Origin of the sequence: Streptomyces sp. NPDC007025 (genome assembly GCF_042869455.1) — a bacterium.
Classification (GTDB): domain Bacteria; phylum Actinomycetota; class Actinomycetes; order Streptomycetales; family Streptomycetaceae; genus Streptomyces.
In genome coordinates this window covers 1-26,952 of record NZ_JBIAFT010000011.1, presented here as the reverse complement: position 1 = coordinate 26,952, position 26,952 = coordinate 1, and the positions used below count along the sequence as shown (strand labels likewise).

Below are 26,952 nucleotides of genomic sequence, written 5' to 3'. Positions count from 1 at the left end.
GCGCCGTCATGCAGCCGGAGGCGGGGACCGAGCAGTCGCAGCTCCCCGTGGAGGTCGACCCGCGGGAACCGCTGGCGCGCCTCCGCCAGGATCTGAGGACCGGTCCGGAGGGGCTCTCGCGGCGTGAGGCGGAGAGACGCGCCGCCGTGTACGGCCCCAACGAGGTCCGCCGGGAGCATCGCGGACAACTGCGGCGGGAGCTGGCACGGCAACTGGTGCATCCGCTCGCGCTGCTGCTGTGGGGGGCCGCGGGACTGGCCTTTGTCGCCGGTACCCGGGTGCTGGGCGTGGCGATCGTCGCCGTCATCCTCCTCAACGCCGGGTTCGCACTGCTGCAGGAGCGGCAGGCGGAGCGCGCTGTCGAAGCGCTGGCCGACTACCTGCCGGCCCGTTCCCGGGTGATACGGGACGGCCGGGAACAGACCGTCGAGTCGACGCGGCTCGTTCCCGGCGATCTGATCCTGCTGGACGAGGGAGACAGCGTTCCTGCCGATGTGCGGCTGGTGGAGGGGGCTGTGGAGATCGACCTGTCATTGCTGACAGGCGAGTCCGCCCCGGTGGAGCGGGCCGCGGGGCAGGCAGCGGCCGACGCGCCGACCCTGCGCGAACCGAATCTGGCGTTCAGCGGCACCACCTGCGTCGAGGGGCAGGCGAAAGCCATCGTCTTCGCGACCGGCCGGCACACCGAACTGGGCCGGATCGCCGCGCTCAGCCAGCGCACCCGGCGCGAGGGGAGTCCGCTGGAACTCCAGGTCAAGCGGGTGGCCTGGCTGATCGCCGCGGTCGCCGTCGGCATGGGTGCGGTCTTCCTGCTGATCGGGACGGCGTCGGGCCTCCCGGTCAGGGACGCGCTGACGTTCGCGATCGGCCTGCTGGTCGCGAACGTCCCCGAGGGGCTGCTGCCGACCATCACCCTGGCGCTCGCCCTGGGGGTGCGGCTGCTGGCCCGGCAGGGCGCGGTCGTCAAACGCCTCAGCGCGGTCGAGACACTGGGTTCGACGCATGTGATCTGCACCGACAAGACCGGGACCCTCACCCGCAACCGGATGCGCCTGCGGACGGTGTGGACGCCGCTCGGCGGGGAGCGGGATGTCGAGCAGCCGGACCCGGGCGACGACGTCGACAGGCTCGCGGAGACGATGGCCGAGTGCACGACCGTCACCCGCGGCGAGGACGGGGCGTTCACCGGCGATCCCACGGAGGTCGCACTGGTCGAGGGAGCCGCGCGCCTGGGCCGGGACTTCGACCCGGGCGCACGGGACCTGCGCAGACGAGCCCTGTTCCGCTTCGACCCCCGGCTGCGGATGATGTCAGTCGTCAGCGACCTGCGGGACACGCCGACGGTCGGTGTCAAGGGCGCTCCGGAAGCGCTGCTGCCCCTGCTGGGCCGCACCGCCGACGCCGACGCGGTGCGCGCGGCCGTGGACGCCATGGCGCGGGAGGGGCTGCGCGTCCTCGCCGTCGCCACGCGGAGCCAGACGACCGCGGATGTGCCGGCGCGGCGCGAGGATGTGGAGTGCGACCTGGAGCTGCTGGGTCTGGTCGGGCTCCACGACCCGCCGCGCCCCGAGGTGGCGGGCGCGGTGCGCCGCTGCCATCAGGCCGGGCTTCGGGTGCACGTCGTCACCGGGGACAACGGCGCCACGGCCGCCGCCGTGGCGCGTGAGGTGGGCATCGGCGATCCCGAGTTGAAGGTCCTGGCGGATGCCGAGTCGGTGGGCGAACAGCAGCTGGACGAACTGCTCGCCTCCCCCGCCGAAGTGGTCTTCGCCCGGGCCTCCCCGGAGACGAAGCTGCGGGTGGCGGACGCGTTGCGTGACCAGGGCCAGATCGTGGCGATGACCGGCGACGGGGTCAACGACGCGCCCGCGCTGCACCGGGCGCACATCGGGGTGGCGATGGGCCTGTCCGGCACCGATGTCGCCAGGGAAGCCGCCACGATGGTGCTCACGGACGACGACTTCGCCACCATCGTCAAGGCGGTGGAATCCGGACGCCGGGTCTACGACAACGTCCGCAAGTTCATCCTCTACATCTTCGCGCACGCCGTCCCGGAGATCGTGCCGTTCCTGGTGTACGCGCTCAGCGGGGGCACGATCCCGCTGCCCTTGACGGTCCTGCAGATTCTCGCGATCGACCTGGGCACCGAGACGCTGCCCGCACTGGCGCTGGGCCGGGAGCCGGCCGAGCCCGGGCTGATGGCAAGACCGCCCAGGCGCTCCGGACGGGGTTCCGGGGTGATCACCAAGGACATGCTGTTCCGGGCGTGGGCCTTTCTGGGACTGCTCTCCACCGTGCTGGTGATGGGGACCTACTTCTACATGCTGTGGCGTGCCGGGTGGACGCCCGGTGCCTCCACCGCCGCGGGCAGCGGACTGCACCAGGACTATCTGACCGCCACCACCGCCACCTTCGCGGGCATCGTCATGTGCCAGGTCGGCACGGCGATGGCTGCCCGGACCGACCGGGCGTCCCTGCGCGAGGTGGGGTGGGCGTCCAATCCGCTGCTGCTGGCCGGCATCGTCTTCGAACTCGCCTTCACGGCAGTGCTGATCTGGGTGCCGCCCTTCCAGAGCCTCTTCGGCACCGCCCCGTTGCCCTGGGACGTGGTGGCGCTGCTGCTGACGTTCCCCGTACTGGTCTGGGGCGCAGACGAGCTCCGGCGCTCGCTGCGGCGCCGCCGCGAAACGGTCCGGGGCGGCCGGGCCGCCGGTGCGGCGAACCGGAGGTGACCGGGATCCGCGGGGGTCGGGGGAGGGAGAACCCGATGAACGGCCCCGCGCGGCAGCGAGAGGGGCCCCGGGAGGCCACCGAAGGGGTTCCGGTCCGCCGTGCGGGCGCTGCTTCCGGTTGCCGGGCCCCGGGTGGTGCGGGACCGTGCGAGGAAGCGAACGTGATGTCGTCCCGGAGCCAGGGCGGTGTGTTCCCGTGCGGTTGCCGCAGACAGTAGTCGGAACGGACGGTTCGCCGCCGGCCGCGGTCGCGGTGGAGCAGGCCGCCCGCGAGGCCGCGTGCCGCGGTGCGCGGCTGCGGATCGTCCACTCCGTCGACTGGGTGCCGCCTCCGGGAATCGCCACCGCGCTGGACGAAGCCGGTCAGCGGGCGCTGCGGGAGAGCGGGGAGCGCGTGCTCTCCGAGGCCGAGTCGCGTGCCCGGTCCGTCGCGCCGGAGGTCGACGTCCTCACCACGTTGGCGAGGGGTGATCCGCGGCCGGTGCTCGCGGAACTGTCCCGGGACGCGCTGATGACGGTCGTGGGCAGCAGCGGGAGCAGCGGCATCACCAGCGGCCTGCTCGGGTCCGTCTCCAGGCATCTGACCACCCGGGCCGAGGGACCCGTGCTGGTGGTCCGCGGCACTCCGACGCCCGACGCACCCGTCGTCGTGGGCATCGACGGCTCCCCCGCGGCGGAGGCAGCGACCGCCTTCGCCTTCGCCGAGACCGCTGCCTGCGGCGGGCCCCTGGTGGCTCTGCACGCCTGGTCCGAGTGGAGCGTGCCGCCGGTACCGCCGGACGATCCGGCGCAGCCGTACGCGAAGGCACCCGGAGACCTTCAGGCGGGCGAGGAGCGGCTGCTGGCGGAACTGCTGTCCGGGTGGAGCGAACGTTGTCCGGACGTCGCCGTCGAGCGCCGCGCGGTACGCGAACGGCCGCGGCAGGCGCTGATCGAGGCGAGCCGTACGGCCCGGCTGCTCGTGGTCGGCAGCAGAGGCGAAGGGGGTTTCGCGGGACTGCGCCTGGGGTCGGTCAGCATGGCCGTCCTCCATCACGCGCACTGCTCGGTCGCTGTGGTGCGGGGACGGAGGGACGGCTCTCAGTAGCCGGCGGGGTGGAGGGGGAGGTCGATTCGGGCCGCCGTCAGCACCTCCGTCCTCTCCCCGACGTGGTGTCGCGGCGGACGGCTCGCCCCGTGTCCGTCCGCCGCATGTTACGGCAGGGCCGCCTGGACGGTCGGGGGCGATCGTAGGATTTCCGGGTGTGCGGACTCCGGTGGCTCGCAGCGTCGCCCCGGCGGCTGATCGTGTCCCGTACGGTGGCGACTGCCCCCGGCGATGCGAAGGTCCCGCCGTCGGTTGTGCACGCCGCGGCGATTCCGGCGCCCGTGGAGTGCGCTCGTAGCGGGCGGGAGGAACCCGGTGGAGCCCCGATACCCCTTGCCGGCGCGCCGGGGTGCCGGAGTGGCGGCAAGGAGCACGGGCGCACCGGGCCGTGCACAAGCCCGGTATTGGAACGAAGCGAAGGTCCCAGGAGGTCCCGTGGCCGACTCAGCCGCCCCGAATCCGCCGCTCACCCAGGCGCGGTCCCTGCGACCCGTCGCATTCGGCGCCGATCCCACCGGTGAGCGCTTGGCCCGGATCCGCCGCTCACCGCACTTCGCGGACGGGGTGTTCCAGAACCCCGACAATCCCGAGGGCCCCCGGGCCCGTCCTTCCGGCTCCAGGCTCGACTTCGCGAAGATGTACTTCCAGAAGGAAGCGCGCAGGCGACGCCGGCCCGCCGGGCCCATACCCCTGCACCCCACCACGGCGGAGGACCTCGCCCGGCCGCCGGCCGGCGGACTGCGGCTCACCTGGATGGGCCACTCCAGCGTGCTCGCCGAGATCGACGGCCGGCGGGTGCTGTTCGACCCGGTGTGGGGGCGGCGCTGCTCCCCGTTCTCGTTCGCCGGGCCGAAGCGGCTGCACGCCGTCCCGCTGCCGCTGGCCTCGCTCGGCACGGTGGACGTGGTCGTCATCTCGCACGACCACTACGACCACCTCGACCTGCCCACGATCCGTGCGCTGGCCTCGACGGACACGGTCTTCGCGGTGCCGCTCGGAGTGGGTGCGCATCTGGAGCGCTGGGGCGTTCCGGGCGACCGACTGCGCGAGTTGGACTGGTCGGAGTCGACGCTTGTGGGGGACCTGCGGCTGACGGCGACCCCGGCCCGGCACTTCTGCGGTCGGGGACTGCGCAATCAGCAGCACACCCTCTGGGCCTCCTGGGTGGCCGAGGGGCCCTCCGGGCACCGGGTGTTCCACAGCGGTGACACCGGCTACTTCCCCGGGTTCCGGGACATCGGCGCGGACCACGGCCCCTTCGACGCGACCATGATCCAGATCGGGGCGTACAGCGAGTACTGGCCCGACATCCACATGACGCCGGGCGAGGGCGTGCGGGCGCATCTGGATCTGCAGAGGGGGAACCCGCACGGGGTGATGCTGCCGATCCACTGGGCGACCTTCACTCTCGCGCCGCACCCGTGGGACGAGCCCGGGGAAGGCACGCTCGCTGCCTGCGAGGAGGCCGGCGCCCGGGCCGCTCTCCCCCTTCCGGGGGAGCCGTTCGAGCCCACCGCGGACGAGGTCCCCTCAGCGCCGTGGTGGCGCACCGTCGCCCGGGCCCCCGTCTCCGGCCCCCCGGCGGCGGAGGCACAGGCAGGGGCACCGGCGGAGGCGCCGGGTTCCGTGGTCGCGCACCGGGCCGAGCCGTCCGGGGAGGCGGCCGAGTCCCCGGGGTGAGAGGGCCCGTACCCGCCGGCCGGCCGGATCCGTCGGTACCTGCATCCTCGGGGTCGCGTCGGGCTGGTCGAGGCTTCGCCGCGGTCGGCGGCCAGGGCGCCGGGGACGGTGCAGGGCGCACCCGGTCAGGTTCTCCGGCCGCGGCGGGACGGCGCGCTGCCCGGCGAAGGCGCCGCGCTGCGGGTCGGACACCTGCCCGACGATACGCCCATCTTGTGCTAGTTTGTCCCATTCGATCATGCAGCCGGCGAGGCGTGCGCCACCGGTCCGGCCCCGGTCCGGTGGCGATCCGGTAGCGGCCCGGTGGCGGTCCGCACCACGGTGCCGATACTGACGGAGAGCGACAGTCGAGGACGGGCGAGCCATGAGCGCCATCGAAGAGACGGTTGAAGTCCGGGTTCCGGTGCACACCGCCTACAACCAGTGGACCCAGTTCGCCGACTTCCCCCGGTTCATGTCGTCGGTGCGGGAGGTCGAGCAGGTCAAGCCCAACCTCACCCACTGGGTCGTCGGGGTCGGACCGCTGCGCGGACGGTTCCAGGCGGAGGTCGTGGAGCAGCGGCCGGACGCGTACCTGGCCTGGCGGAGCACGGGACGCGGACATGCGCACAGCGGTGAGGTGTGCTTCCGGCCCACGGCGGCGGACCGCAGCACCGTCACAGTACGGATGCGGATGCACCCGCCCGGATTCGCCTTCCGCCTCGCGGCCGCATCCGGGCTGCTGCGCGGCGCGGTCCACCGCGAACTGGGCCGCTTCAGGGAGTTCATCGAGGCGGTCGGCGAGGAGTCCGGAGCCTGGCGCGGCACCATCGGCGACGGCCGGGTGAGTCCGGGCGAGCCGGAACCTCCCCGGAGCCGGGTGCCGCACTGGCCGGTCGGCTGATCCGGAACGGAATCGGCAGCGGAAGCGAGGGGCGAACCAGATGCACAAGCCACCCGAGGACGAGCCCGAGGAGCAGCTGTCGGTGACGCCGCCCAAGGAATGGGCCGCCGGGGTGCCCGCGGTCGCGCACGCGATCGAGTACTCCCTCCAGCAGACATCGCCCCGCCGGGCCGGGCAGACGCTGCTGACCATGAACCAGGTGGACGGCATCGACTGCCCCGGCTGCGCCTGGGCCGACCCCTCCCCCGGCCACCGGCACCGGAACGAGTACTGCGAGAACGGCGCCAAGCACATCAACGACGAGGCGACCTCGCGGCGCGTCACGGCCGACTTCTTCCGCAGGCACCCGGTCTCGGAGCTGGCCCACCGCTCGGACCTGTGGCTGAACCAGCAGGGCCGGCTGACCGAACCGATGGTCAAGCGGCCGGACTCGGACCACTACGAACCGGTCAGCTGGCACGAGGCGCTGGGGCTGATCGCCGCCGAGCTGAAGTCGCTGGACTCCCCCGACGAGGCGGTGTTCTACACCTCGGGCCGGGTCAGCAACGAGGCGGCGTTCGTGCTGCAGCTCTTCGCCAGAGCATTCGGAACGAACAACCTGCCCGACTGCAGCAACATGTGCCACGAGTCCAGCGGCTTCGCGCTGCACGAGACGCTGGGCACCGGCAAGGGCACCGTGACCCTGCACGACCTCCACCACGCGGACCTGATCTTCCTTGTGGGGCAGAACCCCGGGACCAACCATCCGCGCCAGCTCTCCGCCCTGGAGGAGGCCAAACGCAACGGCGCGCGCATCGTCGCGGTGAACCCGCTGCCCGAAGCCGGGCTGCTGCGGTTCAAGAATCCGCAGCAGCCCGGCGGGGTCCTCGGCCGGGGCATCCGGATCGCCGACCGCTTTCTGCAGATCCGCACCGGTGGCGACCTCGCGCTGTTCCAGGGACTGAACAGGCTGCTGGTCGAGGCCGAGGAGGCGGCGCCCGGCACCGTGCTCGACCAGGACTTCATCGGCTCCCACACCAGCGGCTTCGAGGACTTCGCACGGCATGTGCGCGAGATCGGCTGGGACGACGTCCGCACCGCCACCGGACTCACGCGCGAGGAGATCGAAGCGGTCCGGGACGAGGTGCTGCGCAGCAAGCGGGTGATCGTCTGCTGGGCCATGGGGGTCACACAGCAGAAGCACGGGGTTCCGACCATCAGGGAGATCGTGAACTTCCTGCTGCTGCGCGGGAACCTGGGCAGAGCGGGTTCGGGGGCCTGCCCGGTGCGCGGTCACAGCAACGTCCAGGGCGACCGCACCATGGGCATCTGGGAGCAGATGCCGGACGCGTTCCTGGACGCGCTGCAGCAGGAGTTCGGCTTCGCGCCCCCTCGTGCGCACGGGCTGGACTCGGTGAACTCGATCAGGGCCATGCGGGACGGGCGGATCAAGCTCTTCCTGGGCGTCGCGGGCAACTTCGTGCAGGCCGCTCCGGACACCGCGGTGACCGGGGAAGCGATGCGCAAGTGCCGGCTGACCGCTCACATCTCCACCAAGCTGAACAGATCCCACGCGGTGTGCGGCCGGACCGCGCTCATCCTGCCGACCCTGGGGCGCACGGAGCGGGATCTGCAGTCGGGCGGCGAGCAGTTCGTCACCGTGGAGAACTCCATGAGCGAGGTGCACACCTCCCGCGGACGGCTGCGGCCGGCCTCGACGCTGCTGCTCAGCGAAGTCGCCATCCTCTGCCGGCTCGCCCGCGCCACTCTCGGCGACGACCCGGACATTCCCTGGCAGCAGTTCGAAGCGGACTACGGCACACTTCGTGAACGGATCGCCCGCGTGGTGCCGGGGCTGCACGAGTTCAACCGGCGGGTGATCCGCCCCGGCGGCATCAGGCTGCCCAACCCGGTCAACGAGGGTGTCTTCCGCACCTCGACGGGCAAAGCCCTCTTCAGCCGCAACACCTGGCAGATGCCGCTGGCGCCCGAGGGGCATCTGCTGCTGCAGACCCTGCGCTCCCACGACCAGTGGAACACCATTCCCTACACGGCGGACGACCGCTACCGGGGGATCCACGGAAGCCGGCAGGTCGTGCTCGTCAATCCGGAGGACGTGGCCGGGCTCGGCCTCACCGCGGGGCAGCGAGTCGACCTGGTCAGCGTGTGGGCGAACGGCGAGGAGCGCCGGGCCGCGGGCTTCGAGGTGGTGCCCTATCCGAGCGCCCGGGGCTGCGCGGCCGCCTACTACCCGGAGACCAACGTCCTGGTACCGCTGGACAGCGTGGCCGAGGGCAGCAACCAGCCGACGTCGAAGGCGCTGGTCGTCCGGCTGGAGCCGGCCGGCGCCGCGGACCGGGCCGGGGTGGAGGCCTGATCCGCCCGCTGCGCCGCACGATCCAGTCCGGGCCGGACGACCGGCTGTCGGACGTGCTGCTCGACGGGACGCCGCCGGGGAGGGCGCCGACGCGTGCGAGGCGTGCGAGGCGTGCGAGGCGTGCGAGGGGATGTTGGCGTGTTCCCTGAAGGGCGCGCCGGTTCCGGCGAGCGGACCGCGGCCCGAGCCGCCTGATCGGGCCGGCATCGGGAAGCCGTCCGGCCGGGCGCGCAATCCGGCCAGGGTCCGCGCTCCACGGCTAGCATCTGCCGCCCACCGTGCGTAACTTCTCTGCCTACCAGGCGTCACATGTCGTGCGGTGCCGCGGGGCTCTTGCGGGATGAGGGCCCGCGCAGGGCAGTCGCGGCCACGACCTGGGCTGTTACGGGGCTGGGGGCTCGGGGGAGTTCAGCGCCGGACAACGAGGCCCCGAGCCGGCAGCACTCCGGCTCGGGGCCCTGCTCGTACGTGTTCCGCTCCGCGCCCTGTGCCGCGCCGCAAGGAGGACCTGTGCCCTATACGACCGTCAACCGCGTCGAGTTGTTCCACGAGGATCACGGGTCCGGACAACCGCTGATCCTGCTGCACGGCTGGGGCACGAACGGTCAGGTGTGGAGCGCGCAGGCCGAGGAGTTCGCCGGCGCGTACCGGGTCGTCGTACCGGACTGGCGCGGATGCGGGCGTTCGGCGCGACCGGGCGGCGCCGACACGATCGCGGGCCACGCGCAGGACGTCCTGGCGCTGGCGGAGGCGCTGGAGCTGGACCGTCCGGTGCTGGTGGGCGTCTCGGCCGGCGCCGCGATCGTGCTCGAGGCGGCGCGGCGGGCGCCGTCGTCCGTACGCGGAGTGGTCGCCGTGGACGGCCCCGGGTACTGGCCGGCGGAGCGGAAGGCGGAACTGCTCATCCAACTGCGCCGGATGCTGCGTACGGACCGGGCGGCGACGGTCCGGCAGTGGGTGGTGGACTGGTACGGCCCGCTGGCGGACCCGGCGCTGCCGGAGTGGACGGTGCAGCAGATACTGGACGCCTCGGACTCCATCGACGAGATCCTCTCGGACGCGGTGCGGCACAATCCCCGGGAGACCATCGGTGATTTGGAGGTACCCGCGTTCTTCGTCCACGGGCGGCTCGACGCCGAGATCCCCGCCGAGGTTTCCGAGACACTCGCGGAACTCGCCCCGCACGGCGAGGCGCACATCATGCCGGAGTCGGGCCACATGCCGCACGTGGAGCAGCCTGCGGAGTTCAACGCGCTGCTGCACTCCATACTCCGGCGTCTCGCGGCGCCAGGTGCGGCGCGGGACGCCCGGCAGGACTGACAGCTTCGACACCACGGGACCGACCAGCAGGGCCCCGAGCCGGAGAACCGGCTCGGGGCCCTGCCGTACTGCGCCCGGTCCCCCGAACCCCGGACGCGGTACGGCTCCAGGACTTGGCCGATACTGATCTGTGTGGACTCCACTGCATCATTCGGCATTTGACTCCTGGGATGCAGAACGTTACTCACTGTGGAAAAGGCAGGCTAGCCGCGGAACGCGGTCCCTGGCCGGATAACGCGACGGTGAGTGAGGAAGCTCCATGAACGCGCCCGCTGCCGATGACAGCCGGATGCGGACGCTGGTCCGCAGTGATGATCTGGACGAGACACGCGAGATGATCAGCACCGCGTACAGTCCCTACGACCTGCGCGTTCTCAACAAACCGCAGGACTTCTCCGCGTGGTACGCGGAGGGCGGCTTCCCCGGGATCACTCTCTCCGCGTTGAGCTACGGCACGGAGACGCTCGTGGCGCCCGAGCCGCTGACGACGTATCTGCTGATCTGCCAGGTGCACACGGGCCGGGTGCGGGTGGAGTCGCCGGGGCGTGAGGAGCAGTTCGTCGACACCGGGGAGACCTACATCCTCGACCCGCACCGGAGGTTCAAGGTCTTCTGGGGCGCCGGGGCCCGGATGACCACGCTCCGGCTCTCCCGGGAGGCGGTGGACCGGGCGGCGGGCGAGGCGTTGGGGCACGAGGAGCCGGTCCGGGCGCAGTTCGCGCTGGGCGGCGCGGTCTCCGCTGCGGCGGCGGAGAGTTGGTCGGGAGTGTCCGCGGCGGTGCACCGGGAGGTGATGACCGGCGGTGTGGCCCGCAGCAACCCGCTCGTCGCGGAACAGCTCGCCCGGACCGCTGCCGCGACCCTGATGGCGACCCATCGTCTGCTGCCGGCCTCGGAACCGGTGCGGCACGTCGGGAACGTCGCCCACCCGGCCGTGCGCAGGGCGATCCAGCTCATGGAGGAGCGCAGCGACCAACCGCTGTCCCTGTCGGACCTCGCGGTGGCGGCCAGGCTCAGCCCCCGTGCCCTGCAGGAGGCGTTCCAACGCTACGTGGGCCGGACACCACTGGCCCAGCTGCGGGAGATCCGCCTGGAGCGCGCCCATCAGGACCTGCTCGCGGCCGACTCCGACGGCCCGGTCACGGTGGCGGAGATCGCCTTCCGTTGGGGCTTCTCCAACCTGGGCCGGTTCGCGGACTGGTACCGGCGCCGCTACGGGCACGCCCCGTCCCTCACGCTGCGCGGGTGACCGGCGGCGCCCGTGAGCGGGCGCGGGGCGGGACGCGGGTGCGGCGGGACGGCGCGCCCGCGGCTGGCGCAAAAGCACCGTAGCGGAAACTGCGTCCGAAAACGGGCCTGCCCAAGGCGTGCGCCGCCCTCTTTCATACCGGTCGGGGGGAGCGACCCGGAGCACAGGGGCCCCGGCTCCCTCCTGTCCCCCGAAACCGCACACGACGCAAGGGATGCCCATGTCGCGAAGATCCCTCAGGACCGCAGCGGTGGCTGCGGCGTTGTCCGCCGGCGTGTTCTCCGCACAGCCCGCCCAGGGCGCCTCCACGGCCCTCGCCGACCCGCCCGACGACCGGATCGTCATCGACGTCGCCACGGTCAACGGTTCCGGCTGCCGCGAAGGAACCGCCAAGGTGGCGGTCGCCGAGGACAACACGGCCTTCACCGTCACCTACAGCGACTACCTGGCCGAGGTGGGGCCGGACTCGAAGCCCACCGACCGCCGCAAGAACTGCCAGCTGAACCTGATCGTGCACGTGCCGCAGGGGTTCACCTACGCGATCGTCTCCGCGGACTACCGCGGCTATGCCTATCTGCAGCCCGGCGCGACCGGACTGCAGAAGGCGTCGTACTACTTCCAGGGCTCCCCCGACACGGCGGCCACGAGCCATCCCTTCACCGGCCCGCAGGACGCCAACTGGCAGGCCACCGACTCCACGGACTGGGGGCAGGTGGTGTGGAAGCCCTGCGGTGAGCAGCGCAACTTCAACATCAACACCGAGGTGCGGGTCGATGTCGGCAGCTCCGATCCGACCACGACGAGCTTCATGACGATGGACTCCACCGACGGGGACATCAACACGACCTACCACTTCGCCTGGAAGCAGTGCCCGTCCTCCTGAGCGCCCCGGGCAGCCGCTGACCGCCGCGGCCGGCACCGGTCAGCCGGTGCCGCGCCCGGCCGGAGCGGGCCGTCCGGGACCTCGGCCCACGCCTTCGCCGCGGCGCAGCCGGGCGGTGGGGTGGCGGGTTCCGGGCGGCACCGGCCCGCGCCCCGTTCGGGCCGGTGCGTCTTCCGCGGAGCGGTGCGGACGGGCCGGGGCCCTCCTGCACCGTCCCGGGGCGGCTCGGGGTCCGTCCGGCCGGTGGCCGCCGGACGCCGGGGCGCTGGGCATAACCGGGCGCTAACAGAAAAATGCTATTACCCGAACTCCTCGAATTCCGGAAACCTGAAACCGGTACTTCCCTGGACGCCACGCGCGGGACATCGCGCGTCTTCGGAAACGAGGAACCTTGCGCATCACCAGATTACTCCCCACGCTCATAGCCGCCCTGCTGGCCGCTCTCAGCCTCGGCACCGCCGCGGTGGCCCAGGACCACTCCCCCACCGGCCCGGCCGCCACCCGTGCCGCGTCCGCGGCCGGCACCCAGGACGACCGCCCCCAGCCCATCATCGGCGGCGGATACGCGCAGAGCGGGCCGTGGGCCGCCCGGCTGTTCTCCGGCGGAAGACAGACCTGCAGCTCGACGATCATCGCCCCCACCTGGATCCTCACCGCCAAGCACTGCGTCAGCGGCGGCCGGTTGTCCTTCCGCATCGGCAGCCTGGACCAGACGAGCGGCGGCACCACCGCCAACGGCGTCCAGGTCTCCACCCACCCCTCCGCCGACCTGGCACTGGTCCGCCTCGACCGGTCCGTCCAGGCGACCTACGCCCGACTCGGCCAGCCGGGCTCGGTGTCGGTCGGCCAGACCGTGCAGGTGTACGGGTGGGGCGCCACGTCCCGCTGCGGCCAGGAGATCAACTGCCAGTCCCGCTACCTGAAGTACGCGAACGTCGTGGTGACCGGCGGCTGCCAGGACGCCTACTACGGTTCGGCGATCTGCGCCCGGCGCGGTGACGGCATCACGGCGGGCGGTGACTCGGGCGGCCCGATGATGGCGAACGGCGCGCAGGTCGGCGTCGCCTCCACCAGCGACCGGCAGTCGAACACGGCATACACCAACGTCACGCGGTACCGCTCCTGGATCCGGTCCGTCGCGGGCGTCTGAGCGGCCGGGACCGGCCGGTGCGGCCGCCGGTTCCCCGTGCCGGACCAGGCACGGAGAACCGGCGGCAGAGCACCCGGGGACGGACCGTGGCGTCCGCGGCGGTCACGGACGGCCCGCCGCGGGGGGACCGGCGGTCATCATGGAGACCAGAGCCCCGGGGCTGTCCGGGCCGAAGAGCAGGTCGAGCCCGGCTGCGGACTCGGCGGCCCGCTCCGCGCTGCGCGGGAAGAGAGCCTCCTCGTAGACGGTGAGGGCCTTCTCGCGGTCGCCGGGGTGGGCGGCGAGGGCCTGTGCGAGCTCGGCGCCGTCCAGCATCGCGAGGTTGGCGCCCTCGCCCGCGAACGGGGACATCAGATGGGCGGCGTCTCCGAGGAGCGTGACGCCCGGCACCCGCTCCCAGCTGTGGCCTACGGGCAGGGCGTTGATCCGGCGCGGGACCAGCCGGCCGTCGGCCTCGGCGAGCAGCGCGCGCAGACTCGGGTGCCAGTCGGCGAAGCACTCCAGGACCGCCTCCTTGGCGGTGTGCGTGTCGGTGAAGTCGATGCTGTCGAGCCAGGATTCACGGGCCCGCACCCCGACATACACGTGCAGGCTGCCGTCGGGCTCCCGGTGGGCGAGGAAGGCCCGGCCGTCCTCCGGCGCGAAGAACATCCCCCCGCCCAGCAGCGCCGCCGCCGCGGGGTGGCGGACGTCGGCGTCGAACAGGTCGAGTTCGACGAAGGAGACGCCGGTGTAGGCGGGCCGGGCGGGCGAGAGCAGCCGGCGGACCCGCGACCAGGCGCCGTCGGCACCGACCAGCAGATCCGTCGTGACGGCACCGCCGTCGGCGAACGTCACCTCGTGGCGGCCGTCGTCCAGTGAACGGACGGTGTCGGCCTTGGCGTTCCAGCGGACGGTGCCCGCCGGCAGCGCGCCGAGCAGCAGGTCCCGCAGCCGGCCGCGGTCCACCTCGGGGCGGGCGCCGGTCCCGTCGTCCTCCTCGGCCAAGCGGAGGGCGGCGTCCTTGCCGACGATGCGCAGCTCCTGGCCGCCCGGATGGATGATGCGTTGGAACCCGGCGGTCAGACCGGCTGCCTCCAGGGCGACCTGTCCGTTCTCCTCGTGGATGTCGAGCATGCCCCCCTGCGCGCGGGCGTGCGGAGAGGCGTCGAGATCGAAGACGGCCGCCTCGATGCCGTGTACATGCAGGACGCGGGCGAGCACGAGTCCGCCGAGGCCGGCGCCGACGACGACTACGGGGTGATGCAGGGACATGGGGGTCACCTCACTGGGTGGTGAGAACTGGGCCCCGGCCGGAGTCAGGCACGGGGAGTGTGGCGGATGCCGTCCAGAAGCACGCGGAAGGCCCATCCGAGCCGCTCCTCGGGAGTGCCGGTGAACAGCTCGGCGCCGAGAGCGGCGAGCCGCGGATGGGTGGCGGCCGGGATGTCGGCCAGTGCGGTACCGGCCGCCTGCGGCCATGCGGCTGCTCCGGCTCTCTCGGCCTCGTCCCGGGTGGCGTGCTCCGCGGCTGTGGCGGTGGCGGTCTGCAGCAGGAGATCGACTCCCCAGGCCGCCCGGTCGTCGGGGACGCCGCCCTCGTGGAGCAGCCTCAGCAGCGTCTCCAGCAGGGCGAGGTAGTGCGGCCCGGACGGCTGGACGGCGAGGGCGGCGCGGGCCAGCTGCGGATGCGCGAAGAGGACGCGCGTGCAGGAGCCCAGGACGGCCACGGCGCGCTCCTGCCAGTCGCCGCCGGGCACGGCGGGATCGAGGTCGACCTCGGCCAGCAGCCCGTCCAGCACGGCCGCGTGCAGTGCGGCGGTGTTGTGCACATAGACGTAGAGCGAGGCGGGCCCGGTGTCGAGCTCCCGCGCCAGCCGTCGCATCGTCACCCGCTGCAGGCCTTCGGCGCGCATCAGCGCGACGGCGGTGGCGACGATGCCCTCTCTGCTGAGAGCGGGCTTGGCGGGCCGCTCCCGGCGGCTACGGGGTGCGGCGGAGTGCTGTGCGGTCACTCCCGCACCATAACGAACATGTTCGCCACGAACAAGTTCGCCACGCCCGCTCCGTCACCGCGGACAGGTCGCCGCGCGGCGCGGAGCCGACCACCTGGTGGCGGCGCACTCACGACTCCGCGCGCCAGAGGAGGGTGTAGCGCCAGAAGAGGCGACGGCGCAGGTGCACGCCGGGCAGGATGCGGCGGGCCTCCCGGGCGATCTCGGCGAAGTCCTGCTCCGGCGGGCGGGTCGCGGCGGTCATCGAGAGCGGAGGCGGCGCCGTGCGCCCCCGGTTGCGGCACCAGCCCACGGCGGCGTTCAGCGGAACCGCGGCTGCGCCGAGTGCGTGGTCGCCGACGCTCCGCGCCCGGGCGCAGCCGACGACCACCAGCGTGCCCCCGGGCACCAGTCGGCGGCGGAATGCGCGGAGTGCCTCGCCGAGCGGCAGGTGGTGGAGGACCGCGACACAGGTGAGGACGTCATACGGTCCGGCGGGGAGCCCGGCGGGTGCGTCCGCGACCGTGAAGGCCACCGGAGCCGCCGCGGGGGTCGCCGCCGCTGCCCGGGCGGTGAGCACCGGGTCGGCGTCGACGGCGTGCACCTCCCTGGCTCGCGTCGCCAGCAGCCTGGCCAGGTCGCCGCTGCCGGAACCGACGTCCAGGGCGCGGTCGAAGCGCCGGGGGATTCGGCGCAGGATCCAGCGGTGGTAGTGCGCGTTGTGGTCCCAGGGGTGCGCCGCGTTGAAGCGGTCCAGTGCGGCCAGGACCCGGTACGGCGGGGTCGTCATGGGGCAAGTCCACCACCCCGCCGGGCGGGTGGGCCCGGAGACCGCCCGTCCGCGGGACCGGGGCCGGATGCCGCAGCGGACCGGACCGGAGCCGGTGCCGGTGCCGGGTACGGACGGCTGCGGTGCGCCCCCGTGCGGGAAGGCGCACCGCGCCTCCGGCTCAGGCCGGCGCCGGCACCTGGCCCTTCGGGCTCTGCTCGCCTTCGTCAGCGGCCCCGGCCGTCCGCACCGCCGGGATGACGGCGGCGACCACGGCGGCGACGAGGGCCACTCCGCAGCCGATCAGCAGACCGGTACGGAATCCGGTCTCCGAGGCGAGCTGGTGGCCGCCCATGGTGATGGTCAACTGCGCGAGCACCACACCGATCACGGCCGAGCCGATGGTGGTGCCGAGCGAACGCATCAGCGTGTTGAATCCGTTGGCGGCGGCCGTCTCGGAGAGCGGCACCGAACTCATGATGAGGGCTGGCATGGCACCGTAGGCGAGGCCGACCCCGCTGTTGATCACGATGCCGACGACCATCAGCCCCCAGGCGGAGCCCATCAGCGCCAGGGACAGCCCGTACCCGGCAGAGATCACCAGGGCCCCGCAGACGAGGGCGGGCTTCGGACCGCGCGCGTTGATGAGCTTCCCGCCGAGCGGCGAGACGATCATCATCATCACGCCGCCCGGGGCCATCCACAATCCGGTGGCCAGCATCGACTGCCCCAGGCCGTACCCGGTGATCTCGGGGAACTGCAGGAGCTGGGGCGCGATCAGCATGAAGGCGTACATGCCGACGCCGACCAGGACCGACGCGACGTTGGTGAGCAGCACCCGTGGCCGGGCGGTGGTGCGCAGGTCGATCAGTGGATCCCGGGTGCGCAGCTCCCAGACCCCCCAGGCGGCGAGTGCCGCTGCGGCGACGATGAACAGACCCAGCGTGGTCCCCGAACTCCAGCCCCAGTCCGCGCCCTTGGAGATCGCCAGGAGCAGGCACACCAGGCCGACGGCGAGACCGAGTGCGCCGGGTGCGTCGAAGCGCTGTCCCTTGGCACCGGCCGGGACGTCCGGGACGAGGAACCAGATCAGTGTGCCGATCAGCAGCGCGAGCGCGGCCGAGCCCCAGAACAGGGCCCGCCAGTCGGCGTACTCGGCCACTGCCGCGGCGACCGGCAGCCCGATGGCGCCGCCGATCCCCATGGAGGCGCTGACCAGGGCGATGGAACCGCTGAGTTTCTCGGCCGGCACCACGTCGCGCAGCAGCGCGATCCCCAGCGGCACCATGCCCATGCCCATGCCCTGGAGTCCCCGGCCGACGATCATCGGGACAACGGAGGAGGAGAGGGCGCACACCACCGAGCCGACCACGAGCGGAACGGCGCAGATCAGCAGCATCCGGCGCTTGCCGATGAGGTCGCCGAGGCGGCCGGAGACCGGCACGCACACGCCCGCGACCAGCAGCGTGACGGTGATCACCCAGGCCGCGTCGCCGGGCGTGGTGTGCAGGATCCGCGGCAGTTCGGCGATGAGCGGGGTCACCAGGGTCTGCATGACCGCGGCAACGGTGCCGGCCAGCGCGAGCGTGGCGACGACGCCGCCAGTGCGGGAGGTCGGCTGGGGACCGTCCATGACGGGACTCCTCTGCGGGTTCGGGGTTCCACCGGTACGGAGCGGTGGCGCACGGATCGAATGTGCATCATACATATGATGTGTATAGGCCATATCTCAGGTGCCATGCACCCTGCGTGATACACAGGACCACTGGAGGCACGCTCGGCCGCCCGGCGCGCGGCCCCCGAAGGAGACACATGGACGAGGCCACGCGCCAGGTGGAGTACGAGCAGATGCTGCTCAGCCGCTATCTCCACCTGCACAAGTCCAAGGGGCGGCGCAAGGACAGCACACTCGACCGCAGCGCCTACATCCTGCTCAGCCGGATCCGGATGCAGGGGCCGATGTCCATCGGCCAACTCTGCGACGCCTTCGGCCTCGACGCCTCCACCCTCAACCGGCAGACGGCCGCCGCCGTGCGCGCCGGACTCCTGGAGCGGATCCCCGACCCGGACGGCGGCATGGCCCGCAAGTTCCGCACCACCGCCGAGGGCGAGCAGCGGCTGGACGAGGAGCGCGAGGGCACCGTGCGCAGCCTGGAGCGGATCATGGCCGACTGGGACGACGAGGACATCGCCGCCTTCGCCGCCTACCTCAAACGCTTCAACACCGACATCGAACGCCTGGACGGCCGCCCCTGGCCCCGGCCGTAGCGCGGCCGGGCCGACGCCGGCCCCTCCGCCCGGAGCACCCGGCGGAACCGTGCCGTGCGGCACCCCGCCCGCCCGAACCAGGGACCACGCGCAGCGCCGTGCACCGCGGTTGAGCCAGGAGCAGAACCGCGGTGGAACCGGAGGGCCGGAAGCCGCCCGGAAGCGAAAGCCCGGCTGCTGCCCCGCTCACCCGGGGAGCCCTCCCGCGCACGACACAGGACGGCGGCGCGGCGACGCCTCCGCGGCCGGACCGCGCCGGCTGACCCGGCCGGACGGGTTCCGCCGGCGCGGAGGCCCGCAGGAGCGCATGTCAGCGGGCGGGAGCGCGCCGGCATCCGTCCCTGGCCGTACCGGCCGTCCGTCCGCGGTCTGATCGACGGGAGGGCCCGTACGGCTGCGGAACGGACGGGAGTTCGTCCTGCGGCCGGACTCCGGGGGGCGGGAGACCCGGAAGCATCGGCGGGGTCGACCCGGAGCCCGTCCAGGAACCCGGGCAGCCGGATCCAGGAGGATCGCGATGTCCACTGAACGTCCCCTTACGGAGTGCTTTCAGAATGCTGGGAGTCTGCGTGCGAGGGTCATGCACTGAGCGAGTTGGAGGAACGCCTCGTGTATGTCGTCCCGGGACTCCCAGCGCACGCGTAAGCGACGCGGGCCGTGGAGATGGGCGATCGCGGATTCGGCGACCCATCGGACCCGTCCCAGCCCCGATCCGTGCGGCTGCCCACGGCGGGCGATCTTCGGAGTGATGTTCCGCTCGCGGAGCCGTCGGCGGTAGATGTCGTGGTCGTACCCGCGGTCGGCGTACAGCGCGCGGGGCTTGCGGCGGGGCCGGCCCCGCTTGCCCCGCACCGGTGGCAGGCCGTCGACCAGCGGAAGGAGCTGGGTGACATCGTTGCGGTGGGCGCCGGTCAACGACACCCGCAGCGGGATACCGTTCCCCTCGGTCAGCACGTGGTGTTTCGAGCCCGGCCGTGCGCGGTCAACCGGGCTCGGGCCGACTTTTGGGCGGCTTCGCCCCCGCTTGGCCTGCACATGAGACGTGTCGACGGTGGCACGGGAGAAGTCCAGGCGGTCCGCCGCCCGCAGCCGGTCCAGCAGCACCCGCTGAAGCTCGTCCCACACACCGGTCTGCTGCCACTCGGCCAGCCGCCGCCAGCACGTGGGCCCCGAACCGAACCCCAGCTCCTGCGGCAGGAACTCCCACTGGATCCCGGTGTAGAGCACGAACAGGATGCCCTGCAGCGTCCTGCGGTCATCGATCCGCTTGCGGCCCGGGTACCGGAAGCGGCGTTCGTGCCTGGGCAGGAGCGGCTCGATCACTGCCCACAACTCGTCACTGACCTCCCACGGCTTCGGCCGGGCCATCCCCACCCCCAGAGGAACGAGATCACCTACCCCTCCCACCGTGCCACACGAAGATCATTCTGCAAGGACTCCTTACCGCTTCCCGCACGGCGCACGCGCGGAACCCGCGCGCGGGCGGCCCGGCCGGCACGGTGCCGGGTGTCCCGGCGTGGGCGCGCCGCGCCGCGGCCGCCGTGGTGTGGGTCGCGCTCCCGTCCGGCCTGTGGCGAGTGGCCGTCGTGCTGGGCGTGCCGCTGGGGCTCGGGCAGGCCGAGTACGACTCGATGCTGGTGCCGGGGTGGGGCCTGCTCGGCCTGCCGTTGCTGTCACTGCTCCAGGAAGGGCTCGCCTGGCTGACCCTCGGGCTGGTGCGGTCCTGGGGAGAGGTGTGGCCCCGGTGGCTGCCCTTCCTCGGCGGCCGGCCGGTGCCGGTGTGGGCCGAAGTCGGGCCCGCGGCGTTCGGCGCCATGGCCTGCAGCGTCTACGGCGTACTGCTCCTCTGGACGACCGCGCACGCGGAGATGGACATCGCGCGCTGGGGAAAGTGGCTTCTCGACCTGTGCTACGTGCCGATGATCGCCTGGGGGCCGCTGCTGGCAGCGGTGACCGTGCACTATTACCGGCGCCGCACCCGCGCCGGGCGGCACACGGGCCCCGCGCGCTCCTGACGCACCGGCCCCGACGGCGCGTCCCTCCGCACCGGACGGGGGTCGCCTCACGACCGCCCGCGGCGGCTCCCCGCAGCGGCCAGGCCCCCCGGGAGCTCCGGGGACACGTCCGGACCGGCGCTATGCGGCCGGAGGTTCGGAGTCCCCGGGCCCGCGCGGCGGGTACGGCGCGGACTCCTGCCTGAGGGCCCGCGCCTCGCTCTTGAGGATCCGCAGGGACGTGCCGAGTGAACGCGCGGCGTCCGGCAGCCGTTTGGAACCGAAGACGAGCATCGCCACGAGTGCGACGACCACCAGGTGCCACGGCTCCAGACCGTTGCGCAGAAACATCCGCCCCGCCTCCATCCTTCACCACTTGCTACATTGCGCAACTGTACAACCCTGAAAGCGGTGCGGCCGTCTTCGCTGTCACAGAACGCCGCACGGACGAGGAGCGCGCATGTCGGACCGCCACCCGGAGAAGTCCCCGCACCACAACGAAGGCCGGAGGAACCGACGCCGGCGGCGCACCGCCGGCAGGGCCCGGACGGCAGGGCTGCTGACGCTCTCGCTGCTGGTGCTGGCCGCCGCCGGAACCGGATGGTTCCTCCTGCGGTTGAACAGCAACATCTCCACGTTCGGTTCGGACGGGCTGAGCAGGGACCGCCCGGCCGCCGGCGCCGGCGGCCAGAACGTCCTGGTGATCGGCTCGGACGCGCGCACCGGCGGGAACGACCGGCTGGGCGGGGGCCGCAAGGACGACACGGGGCGCTCCGACACCGCGTTCCTGCTGCACATCTTCCGGGACAGCGCGCACGCGGTGGCCGTCTCCTTCCCCCGGGACACGCTGGTGGAGATCCCCCCGTGCAAGCTGTCCGACGGCACCTGGACAGCGGCCCGGCACAACACCATGTTCAACGCGGCGTTCTCCGTCGGAGGCAGCCGCGAGGGCAACCCTGCCTGCACCCAGAACACGGTCGAGAAGCTGACCGGGCTGCGCGTGGACCACACCGTCGTCATCGACTTCCAGGGGTTCTCCGCGATGACCGAGGCGGTCGGCGGAGTGCCGGTGTGCGTGCCCGAAGACCTCTACCAAGGCGATCTGAACCCCAACCGGGGCTCCCGCGGCGCACGCGTCTTCCGGGCCGGCGAGCAGACCGTGTCCGGGCAGCGGGCCCTGGACTACGTCCGCATCCGGCACGGGATAGGCGATGGCTCCGACATCGGCCGGATCAAACGCCAGCAGGCGTTCGTCGGCTCACTGATCAAGAAGATCAAGGAGAAGGGGTTCGCTCCCACGACGCTGCTCCCGCTCGCCGACGCCGCCACCGAGTCCCTGACCGTGGACGAGGGCCTGGGGACGGCCAAGAAAATGGTGGACTTCGCGATGTCCCTCAAGGACATCGACCTGGAGAACACCGAGTTCGTCACCATCCCCTGGCGCTACCAGGGCAACCGCGTCGCCGTCCGCCACCCCCAGGCCGAAAGGCTGTGGGCCGACCTGAGGGCCGACCGGCCCCGGGAGGGGAGCGGCGGTCCCGAAGCGTCCCACGGGCCCGGCACACGGAGTCCGTCGGCCCCGGCACCCCGGACGCCGGTCTCCGGTACCGGTATCAGCGTCTCCGTCCGCAACGGCACCACCACCCACGGGCTGGCGGCCGCCGCCTCGGCGGAGCTGCGCGCCCACCACTTCACCGTGACCGGCGTCGGCAACGCGGTGGAGCGCGACCGCACGACCACGGTGCTCACCTACGGCCCCGGCGCCCGGTCGGACGCCGCGCAGCTCGCCCGGCTCCTTCCCGGTGCCCGCCTGGAGGCCGGTGATCTGCCCGGGCTGCGCGTGACGCTCGGCGCCGACTACCGGCCCCCGTCCTCGTCCGGCACCCCGGACCCGGACCCCGGGTCCGGGCGGGGCGAAGCGGAGGAGACCGGCCGCTCGGCCGCCGACGACCTCTGCTCCGACCTCTCCTACGGCTGAACCGCCCCGGCCGGCGGATCCGCGCCGGGGAACCGGCACCGGGGCCCGGCGCGGCCGGGCGAGTCGCTCCCGGCCGGGAAACTCCGCGGGCCGGGGCGGGACTCCGGCGGCCGCGGGGAACTAGGCTGCGGTCGCATGCTGTTCCGTGAGCCGAGACCAGGACGACCGGTGGACGGCACCACGAAGGTCGCACGGTGGCTGCTGGTGCTCTTCCTCGCACCGGTCTGCTGGGGCCTGTTCCAGCTGGCCGGAACCCTTCCGACCTCGCAGGCCCCGAGATGCGCGGGCACGGTCCTGGACGAGCACGGCGAGGAACTCCCGCAGACGCGGCTGCGTCCCGGGCAGACCTGCCACACCCAGGACGGGCTGCGTCCGACGGGCAGCAGGACATTCGAGGAGGCCGAGAACCTGCGAGCACAGGAACAGCGGGAACTGCTCGAAGAGGGCGCGCTGTTCACGCTCTACGGAACAGGCGGACTGGCGCTGGTGCTCCGCCGCCTCGGACTCCCCTGGCACCGACCGAAGCGGGGGCAGCGCATCCGGCCGGAGGAGGCCGACGGCGACACGGCCTGAACCGTCCGGCGGCGCCGAATTCCCGGGAGGCGCCGACGCGCTAGCCGGCAGCGCGGCCGCCCCGCCGCCGGGCGGCGACCAGCGCGGCTCCGTACAGCGCGAGGACCAGGGCGAGCAGCGCGTACGACGCGGCGGTCAGTGCGGTGACCATGCCCAGCGCAGGCCCCAGCGGGGTGAGCGGCAGCACGATACCGACGACCGCGAGGACGGCGGCGGCCAGTTGCACGGGACCGGCCGGTCGCCGCCGCCCGATACCGCGGCCGCTGCGCAGCAGCACCATCACCATCGCCTGGGTCAGCAGGTTCTCGGTGAACCACCCGGCGTGGAAGAGCCCCTGGCCCGCTTCGGTCGCCGCCTCCGCCACGGTCCAGGCCAGCACCCCGAAGGTGGCCAGGTCGGCCGCCGCGTTCAGCAGACCGAAGCCGGTGATGAACCGGAGGAGCTCTCCGGGGCGCAGCGCGGCGGGCCGGCGCAGTTCGGCTGGCTCCCGGCGGTCGAAGGCGAAGGCGAGCTGCGCGGCGTCGAAGAACAGGTTCTGGGCGAGGACCTGCGCGGGAAGCATGGGGACGAACGGGAACAGCAGGGCCGCGGCGAGCATCGCCACGGCGTTGCCGAGATTGGAGGAGAGCGCCACCCGCAGGTATGAGGTGAGGGTGACGCTGCTGTGCCGCCCCGCGGTGACGGCCGGCTCCACCGCGGCGAACGACGGCTCGCCCAGCACCACGTCGGCACTCTCCCGGACGGTGGGCACGGCATCGCGCGGGCACAGTCCCACATCGGCGGAGCGCAGCGCAGCGAGGTCGTTCACCCCGTCGCCGAGAAAGCCGGTGGTGTGCCCGGCCGCGCGCAGGGCGGCGACCACCCGGGCCTTGTGCCGCGGAGTGCACCGGGCGAAGACGGTGACGCGCCCGACCGCCTCGGCGAGCGCACGGTCCCCCAGCCCGTCGATGCGGTCGGCCGTCAGCACGCCCTCCGCACCGGGCTCCAGGCCGAGTTCGCGGCAGACGCGGGCCGCCGTGCCGGGGTGGTCGCCGGTGAGGATCCTGACGCCGACACCTTGGTCCCGCAGGCCCCGCAGCACCTCGGGGGCAGCGGGGGCGAGGGCATCGCGCAGGGCGACCAGCCCGCGGAAGGAGAGCCCGTGTTCGTCCGCGGAACTGTACGCATGCGGGCCTGCCCGGGAGGGGCGCTCGGCGGTGGCCACGGCCAGCAGCCGCAGGCCGTCGGCGGCGTAGCGCGCCGCCGACCTGCGCAGTTCCTCGCGTTCGGGCTCCGCCAGCACACACCGCTCCAGTACGGCCTCGACCGCGCCCTTGACGACGAGGATGTGCGTTCCCGGACGGCCGGACGCACGGAGCACGGCGGTCGACAGCCGGCGGACCGGGTCGAACGGCAGCACCGCCACTCCCTCGTACTCCTCCTCCAGGCAGGGAAGGCCATAGCGCTCGGTGGCGGCGTGCAGGAGTGCGTCGTCCAAGGCGTCGGCCACCGGGGTCTCGGCGAGCTGGAGCGTCCACAGCGAGTTGCGGGCCGCCCAGCGCAGCACCGCCGCGTCCGGCGCACCGGCCGTATCCACCGCACGGTCGAGGACCGGACGGTCCTGGGTGAGGGTGCCGGTCTTGTCGAGGCACAGCACGTCCATGGCGCCCAGGTCGTGCAGTGCGGGCAGCCGCCGGACGATCACCTCGCGCTCCCGGGCGAGCGAGGCCGCGCCGCGGGCGAGTACCGCGCTGACCACGACCGGAAGCATCTCGGGAGTGAGGCTGACGGCGACCGCTATGGCGAACGGCAGAATCGCCACGCCCCGGCCGCTGACGGCCGCGTCCGCAGCCAGCACGACCGGGGGTGTCAGCAGCATGAACCGGACCAGGATCCAGGCGGTGCCGTGCAGCGCCCGGTCGAAAGCGCTCTGCCGCGGACGGGTGTGCTGGTGCCCGGCGGCCAGCCCGGTCTCCGCGCCGGTGGCGAGCACCACAGCGCGCCCTCCTCCCGAGAGCACGGTACTGCCCTGGAAGCACAGATGCGGCTCGCCGAAAAGGGTGCCGGTGTCCGGTTCCCCGGACGGGGGTGCGGAGCCAGGATCTCCCGTGCTGGTCCCGCCGCTTCCGGCGGACGCCTGGCACTTGCCGAGCGGACCCGACTCCCCGGTCAGCTGCGCCTGCCCGACGACCAGGCCGGTGGAGCTCAGCAGCAGCACGTCCGCGGGCACGAGATCGCCGGGCCCGAGCCGGATGACGTCCCCGGGCACCAGGTCGGCGACCGGCAGCTCCCTTTCGTCCGGGCGGGCGGCGTACGTGTCGCGGCGGCGCAGCACGGTGACGGTGCCGGCAACCAGCGCGCGCAGCCCGGCGACCGAGCGGTCGGCCCGCAGTTCCCCTACGGCACACAGGACGCAACTGACCGTCACCAGGGCCAGGATCACCAACGCGGTCCCCACGGAACCGATCGCGGCCGAGACCAGCCCCAGCAGCAGCAGAACGGCGGTGAAAGGTTCACGGACCCGTTGGACGAGGCGCCGCGCCAGGGAGGGGGTGTGCCAGGCAGGCGGCGTGTTCTCCCCGTGCCGCGCCAGGCGTTCCTCGGCTTCCCCCTCGGTCAGTCCGCGCGGGCCGGTCTCCAAGTGCCGCAGCGCCGTGAGCGGAGCCTGTGCCGCGAGTGCGGTGCCGGCACCCGTTTGCGGAAGGGCCGCCCCCTCCGTGCGGGGGCCGGGTCCCGGGGACTCAGGCACCGAACTCATCCGACCGCAGTCCGGCCACCGGCGTACCCCGGCCGACGGCCAACTGCCGGACCATCTCGTGCACCACGGTGACGACGGCCGGGTCGTCGACCAGATACACCTGCCGCCGCCCTTCCCGCCGGGAACGCACCAGCCCGGCCAGCTTCAGCTTGGCCAGGTGCTGGCTGACGGCCGGCAGCGTCCCGCCCACCCGTTCGGCGAGGTGCGAGACATCGCACTCGCCCTGGGACAGCGCCCAGACGATGTGCACCCGGGACGGCGAAGCCAACAGGCCGAAGGCGGTGGCGGCCTGCGTCAGCAACTCGGCGGAGGGGTCCTGCCCACCGTCTGCCTCCGGTGCCACCGCTCTCCTCCCGTTCATGCCGTGTCCCCCGATCCGGGCAGCCCGGACCCGCGGAGCATCTCAGTGTAGAGCGCGTGCGGGCGGCAGCGATGCCGTGGCGGCCGGGCGGCACGCGGCGGCAGCCGCAGGCAGTCGGCGACAGGAGCCGCAGGCGGTCTGCAACGGTTCGACGGCGACACGGTGAAACCGTCATCACGCGCACGGTGACGGCGCATCCTTGTCTGGACGCCGGGGCCGCACTCGGCCGTCGGCGGACCCCAGGAGCCTGAAGGGAAAGAGCCGATGCCCATACCCGTGTGCTCGCTGATCATGAACGAGAACCAGAGAGTCGCTTCCGACGGGGACTACCACGTGGTGCGCTTCCCGTTCGGCGGAGGCGAGTCCTACGACGCCGAGGGCATGCACCAGGTACGGCAACCGGACGGCTACGACGTCTCCGACTGGCGCGCCGACGACCGATCCGGACTGATCTGGCCCGCCGTCGACGGATGGGGCGTCGTCACCGTCATGATCCAGTGGGAGCCCGGCGACTACAGCGAACTGCGCGACCAGGTGGTACGCGACCCGCTCGGCCTCACCGACGACCCGGTGGACACCACGGCCACCGACCATCGGCGCCCCTCCCCCGGCATGCAGTGCTTCACCAAGCACCATGAGCTCTTCGTGCACCCGGACGTCCCACTGGCCATCCGCGTCGCCCACAACGACTCCCGGTCCCGGGACCTGGTGCACGCGCAGTTCAAGCTGGCGATCCACACCTGAGCTCCCCGCGCCCGGCCGGAGAACGACCACCGGCCCGGCCGCTCCGCACGTGCGGGGAGCGGGTGGGAGGTGTGTTCCTCCCACCCGCTCCCTGGCGGTTCAGCGGTGTGGTGTGTTGCGGGGTGTGTCAGTAGGCGGAGTCGACGTTGTCCATGCTGCCGTAGCGGTCGGCGGCGTAGTTGCAGGCGGCGACGATGTTGGCGACGGGGTCGGTG

General features: G+C 72.8%; 22 protein-coding genes. 14 read left to right on the top strand and 8 right to left on the bottom strand.

All coding sequences use genetic code 11. From position 1 onward, the window contains the following. Window positions 1-8 precede the first annotated feature (8 nt). From ACFYMO_RS21640 to ACFYMO_RS21600, 9 genes are all read left to right on the top strand, one after another. Window positions 9-2,732, top strand: coding sequence for a cation-transporting P-type ATPase (locus ACFYMO_RS21640; protein WP_366772071.1), 2,724 nt, complete (start codon window positions 9-11; stop codon window positions 2,730-2,732). Window positions 2,733-2,928: 196 nt separating this feature from the next. Next, window positions 2,929-3,819, top strand: a complete 891-nt coding sequence (locus ACFYMO_RS21635; protein WP_388548213.1) for a universal stress protein — start codon at window positions 2,929-2,931, stop codon at window positions 3,817-3,819. 435 nt (window positions 3,820-4,254) lie between these two features. Then, window positions 4,255-5,499, top strand: coding sequence for an MBL fold metallo-hydrolase (locus ACFYMO_RS21630; RefSeq protein WP_366772069.1), 1,245 nt, complete (start codon window positions 4,255-4,257; stop codon window positions 5,497-5,499). A 364-nt stretch (window positions 5,500-5,863) separates the two neighbouring features. Next, window positions 5,864-6,382, top strand: a complete 519-nt coding sequence (locus tag ACFYMO_RS21625; protein WP_388548209.1) for an SRPBCC family protein — start codon at window positions 5,864-5,866, stop codon at window positions 6,380-6,382. 40 nt (window positions 6,383-6,422) lie between these two features. Further along, window positions 6,423-8,738: an FdhF/YdeP family oxidoreductase gene (locus ACFYMO_RS21620; protein WP_388548206.1), complete on the top strand. Its 2,316-nt coding sequence runs from the start codon at window positions 6,423-6,425 to the stop codon at window positions 8,736-8,738. Window positions 8,739-9,248: 510 nt separating this feature from the next. Next, a complete protein-coding gene (locus tag ACFYMO_RS21615) occupies window positions 9,249-10,058 on the top strand; it encodes an alpha/beta fold hydrolase (RefSeq protein ID WP_388548203.1) in 810 nt (269 codons plus the stop codon). Window positions 10,059-10,317: 259 nt separating this feature from the next. After that, the gene (locus tag ACFYMO_RS21610; RefSeq protein WP_388548201.1) at window positions 10,318-11,307 is read left to right on the top strand and encodes an AraC family transcriptional regulator; all 990 of its coding nucleotides are present in this window, start codon (window positions 10,318-10,320) and stop codon (window positions 11,305-11,307) included. A 220-nt stretch (window positions 11,308-11,527) separates the two neighbouring features. Continuing rightward, a complete protein-coding gene (locus ACFYMO_RS21605; protein ID WP_388548198.1) occupies window positions 11,528-12,190 on the top strand; it encodes a DUF4360 domain-containing protein in 663 nt (220 codons plus the stop codon). 391 nt (window positions 12,191-12,581) lie between these two features. Next, window positions 12,582-13,340 (top strand): trypsin-like serine protease, encoded by a 759-nt coding sequence (locus ACFYMO_RS21600; RefSeq protein WP_027761501.1) that lies wholly within the window; start codon window positions 12,582-12,584, stop codon window positions 13,338-13,340. A 102-nt stretch (window positions 13,341-13,442) separates the two neighbouring features. Here the strand turns inward: ACFYMO_RS21600 and ACFYMO_RS21595 are convergent, their stop codons facing one another. The 4 genes from ACFYMO_RS21595 to ACFYMO_RS21580 form a co-directional block, all read right to left on the bottom strand. Then, window positions 13,443-14,594, bottom strand: coding sequence for an FAD-dependent oxidoreductase (locus tag ACFYMO_RS21595; protein WP_388548195.1), 1,152 nt, complete (start codon window positions 14,592-14,594; stop codon window positions 13,443-13,445). A gap of 44 nt (window positions 14,595-14,638) precedes the next feature. After that, on the bottom strand, window positions 14,639-15,334 hold the full coding sequence (locus tag ACFYMO_RS21590; protein ID WP_366772064.1) for a TetR/AcrR family transcriptional regulator: 696 nt from the start codon (window positions 15,332-15,334) through the stop codon (window positions 14,639-14,641). A gap of 109 nt (window positions 15,335-15,443) precedes the next feature. Beyond that, window positions 15,444-16,103, bottom strand: coding sequence for a class I SAM-dependent methyltransferase (locus ACFYMO_RS21585; RefSeq protein WP_366772062.1), 660 nt, complete (start codon window positions 16,101-16,103; stop codon window positions 15,444-15,446). A 160-nt stretch (window positions 16,104-16,263) separates the two neighbouring features. Then, window positions 16,264-17,715, bottom strand: a complete 1,452-nt coding sequence (locus tag ACFYMO_RS21580; protein ID WP_366772060.1) for an MFS transporter — start codon at window positions 17,713-17,715, stop codon at window positions 16,264-16,266. Between the two features lie 179 nt (window positions 17,716-17,894). Between ACFYMO_RS21580 and ACFYMO_RS21575 the strand changes: the two genes are divergently transcribed. Next, complete coding sequence (locus tag ACFYMO_RS21575) at window positions 17,895-18,350, top strand: MarR family transcriptional regulator (protein WP_360690035.1); 456 nt, start codon at window positions 17,895-17,897, stop codon at window positions 18,348-18,350. A gap of 549 nt (window positions 18,351-18,899) precedes the next feature. Here ACFYMO_RS21575 and ACFYMO_RS21570 read toward each other — a convergent pair. Beyond that, on the bottom strand, window positions 18,900-19,718 hold the full coding sequence (locus tag ACFYMO_RS21570; protein WP_388548191.1) for an IS5 family transposase: 819 nt from the start codon (window positions 19,716-19,718) through the stop codon (window positions 18,900-18,902). Between the two features lie 131 nt (window positions 19,719-19,849). On the opposite strand from ACFYMO_RS21570, the gene ACFYMO_RS21565 reads away from it, so the two are divergent. Beyond that, a complete protein-coding gene (locus ACFYMO_RS21565) occupies window positions 19,850-20,365 on the top strand; it encodes a hypothetical protein (RefSeq protein ID WP_388548188.1) in 516 nt (171 codons plus the stop codon). Between the two features lie 120 nt (window positions 20,366-20,485). Here the strand turns inward: ACFYMO_RS21565 and tatA are convergent, their stop codons facing one another. Next, window positions 20,486-20,695, bottom strand: a complete 210-nt coding sequence (gene tatA / locus ACFYMO_RS21560) for a Sec-independent protein translocase subunit TatA (RefSeq protein ID WP_366772058.1) — start codon at window positions 20,693-20,695, stop codon at window positions 20,486-20,488. Between the two features lie 109 nt (window positions 20,696-20,804). On the opposite strand from tatA, the gene ACFYMO_RS21555 reads away from it, so the two are divergent. Both ACFYMO_RS21555 and ACFYMO_RS21550 read left to right on the top strand, forming a co-directional pair. After that, window positions 20,805-22,322: an LCP family protein gene (locus ACFYMO_RS21555; RefSeq protein ID WP_366772057.1), complete on the top strand. Its 1,518-nt coding sequence runs from the start codon at window positions 20,805-20,807 to the stop codon at window positions 22,320-22,322. A gap of 168 nt (window positions 22,323-22,490) precedes the next feature. Next, window positions 22,491-22,895, top strand: a complete 405-nt coding sequence (locus tag ACFYMO_RS21550; RefSeq protein WP_388548185.1) for a hypothetical protein — start codon at window positions 22,491-22,493, stop codon at window positions 22,893-22,895. Window positions 22,896-22,935: 40 nt separating this feature from the next. Here the strand turns inward: ACFYMO_RS21550 and mgtA are convergent, their stop codons facing one another. Together mgtA and ACFYMO_RS21540 are read right to left on the bottom strand one after the other, a co-directional pair. After that, window positions 22,936-25,632: a magnesium-translocating P-type ATPase gene (mgtA, locus tag ACFYMO_RS21545; protein ID WP_388548182.1), complete on the bottom strand. Its 2,697-nt coding sequence runs from the start codon at window positions 25,630-25,632 to the stop codon at window positions 22,936-22,938. Beyond that, window positions 25,616-25,975 carry a metalloregulator ArsR/SmtB family transcription factor gene (locus ACFYMO_RS21540; protein WP_366772054.1) on the bottom strand — a complete coding sequence of 120 codons (360 nt, stop codon included), beginning with the start codon at window positions 25,973-25,975 and terminating at the stop codon, window positions 25,616-25,618. Before ACFYMO_RS21540 ends, mgtA begins: the two co-directional genes overlap by 17 nt. Window positions 25,976-26,257: 282 nt before the next feature. Here ACFYMO_RS21540 and ACFYMO_RS21535 point away from each other — a divergent pair, with 282 nt between their 5' ends. Next, window positions 26,258-26,737 (top strand): hypothetical protein, encoded by a 480-nt coding sequence (locus ACFYMO_RS21535; protein WP_366772053.1) that lies wholly within the window; start codon window positions 26,258-26,260, stop codon window positions 26,735-26,737. The last annotated feature ends 215 nt before the right edge of the window (window positions 26,738-26,952 follow it).

What these genes read in the sequence shown, in the direction of transcription:
- ACFYMO_RS21535 (WP_366772053.1), top strand. Translation starts at nt 26,258, where the DNA reads ATGCCCATACCCGTGTGCTCGCTGATCATGAACGAGAACCAGAGAGTC.
- ACFYMO_RS21585 (WP_366772062.1), bottom strand. Translation starts at nt 16,103, where the DNA reads ATGACGACCCCGCCGTACCGGGTCCTGGCCGCACTGGACCGCTTCAAC.
- ACFYMO_RS21625 (WP_388548209.1), top strand. Translation starts at nt 5,864, where the DNA reads ATGAGCGCCATCGAAGAGACGGTTGAAGTCCGGGTTCCGGTGCACACC.
- ACFYMO_RS21640 (WP_366772071.1), top strand. Translation starts at nt 9, where the DNA reads ATGCAGCCGGAGGCGGGGACCGAGCAGTCGCAGCTCCCCGTGGAGGTC.
- ACFYMO_RS21570 (WP_388548191.1), bottom strand. Translation starts at nt 19,718, where the DNA reads ATGGCCCGGCCGAAGCCGTGGGAGGTCAGTGACGAGTTGTGGGCAGTG.
- tatA (WP_366772058.1), bottom strand. Translation starts at nt 20,695, where the DNA reads ATGTTTCTGCGCAACGGTCTGGAGCCGTGGCACCTGGTGGTCGTCGCA.
- ACFYMO_RS21605 (WP_388548198.1), top strand. Translation starts at nt 11,528, where the DNA reads ATGTCGCGAAGATCCCTCAGGACCGCAGCGGTGGCTGCGGCGTTGTCC.
- ACFYMO_RS21555 (WP_366772057.1), top strand. Translation starts at nt 20,805, where the DNA reads ATGTCGGACCGCCACCCGGAGAAGTCCCCGCACCACAACGAAGGCCGG.
- ACFYMO_RS21580 (WP_366772060.1), bottom strand. Translation starts at nt 17,715, where the DNA reads ATGGACGGTCCCCAGCCGACCTCCCGCACTGGCGGCGTCGTCGCCACG.
- ACFYMO_RS21595 (WP_388548195.1), bottom strand. Translation starts at nt 14,594, where the DNA reads ATGTCCCTGCATCACCCCGTAGTCGTCGTCGGCGCCGGCCTCGGCGGA.
- ACFYMO_RS21610 (WP_388548201.1), top strand. Translation starts at nt 10,318, where the DNA reads ATGAACGCGCCCGCTGCCGATGACAGCCGGATGCGGACGCTGGTCCGC.
- ACFYMO_RS21620 (WP_388548206.1), top strand. Translation starts at nt 6,423, where the DNA reads ATGCACAAGCCACCCGAGGACGAGCCCGAGGAGCAGCTGTCGGTGACG.
- mgtA (WP_388548182.1), bottom strand. Translation starts at nt 25,632, where the DNA reads ATGAGTTCGGTGCCTGAGTCCCCGGGACCCGGCCCCCGCACGGAGGGG.
- ACFYMO_RS21575 (WP_360690035.1), top strand. Translation starts at nt 17,895, where the DNA reads ATGGACGAGGCCACGCGCCAGGTGGAGTACGAGCAGATGCTGCTCAGC.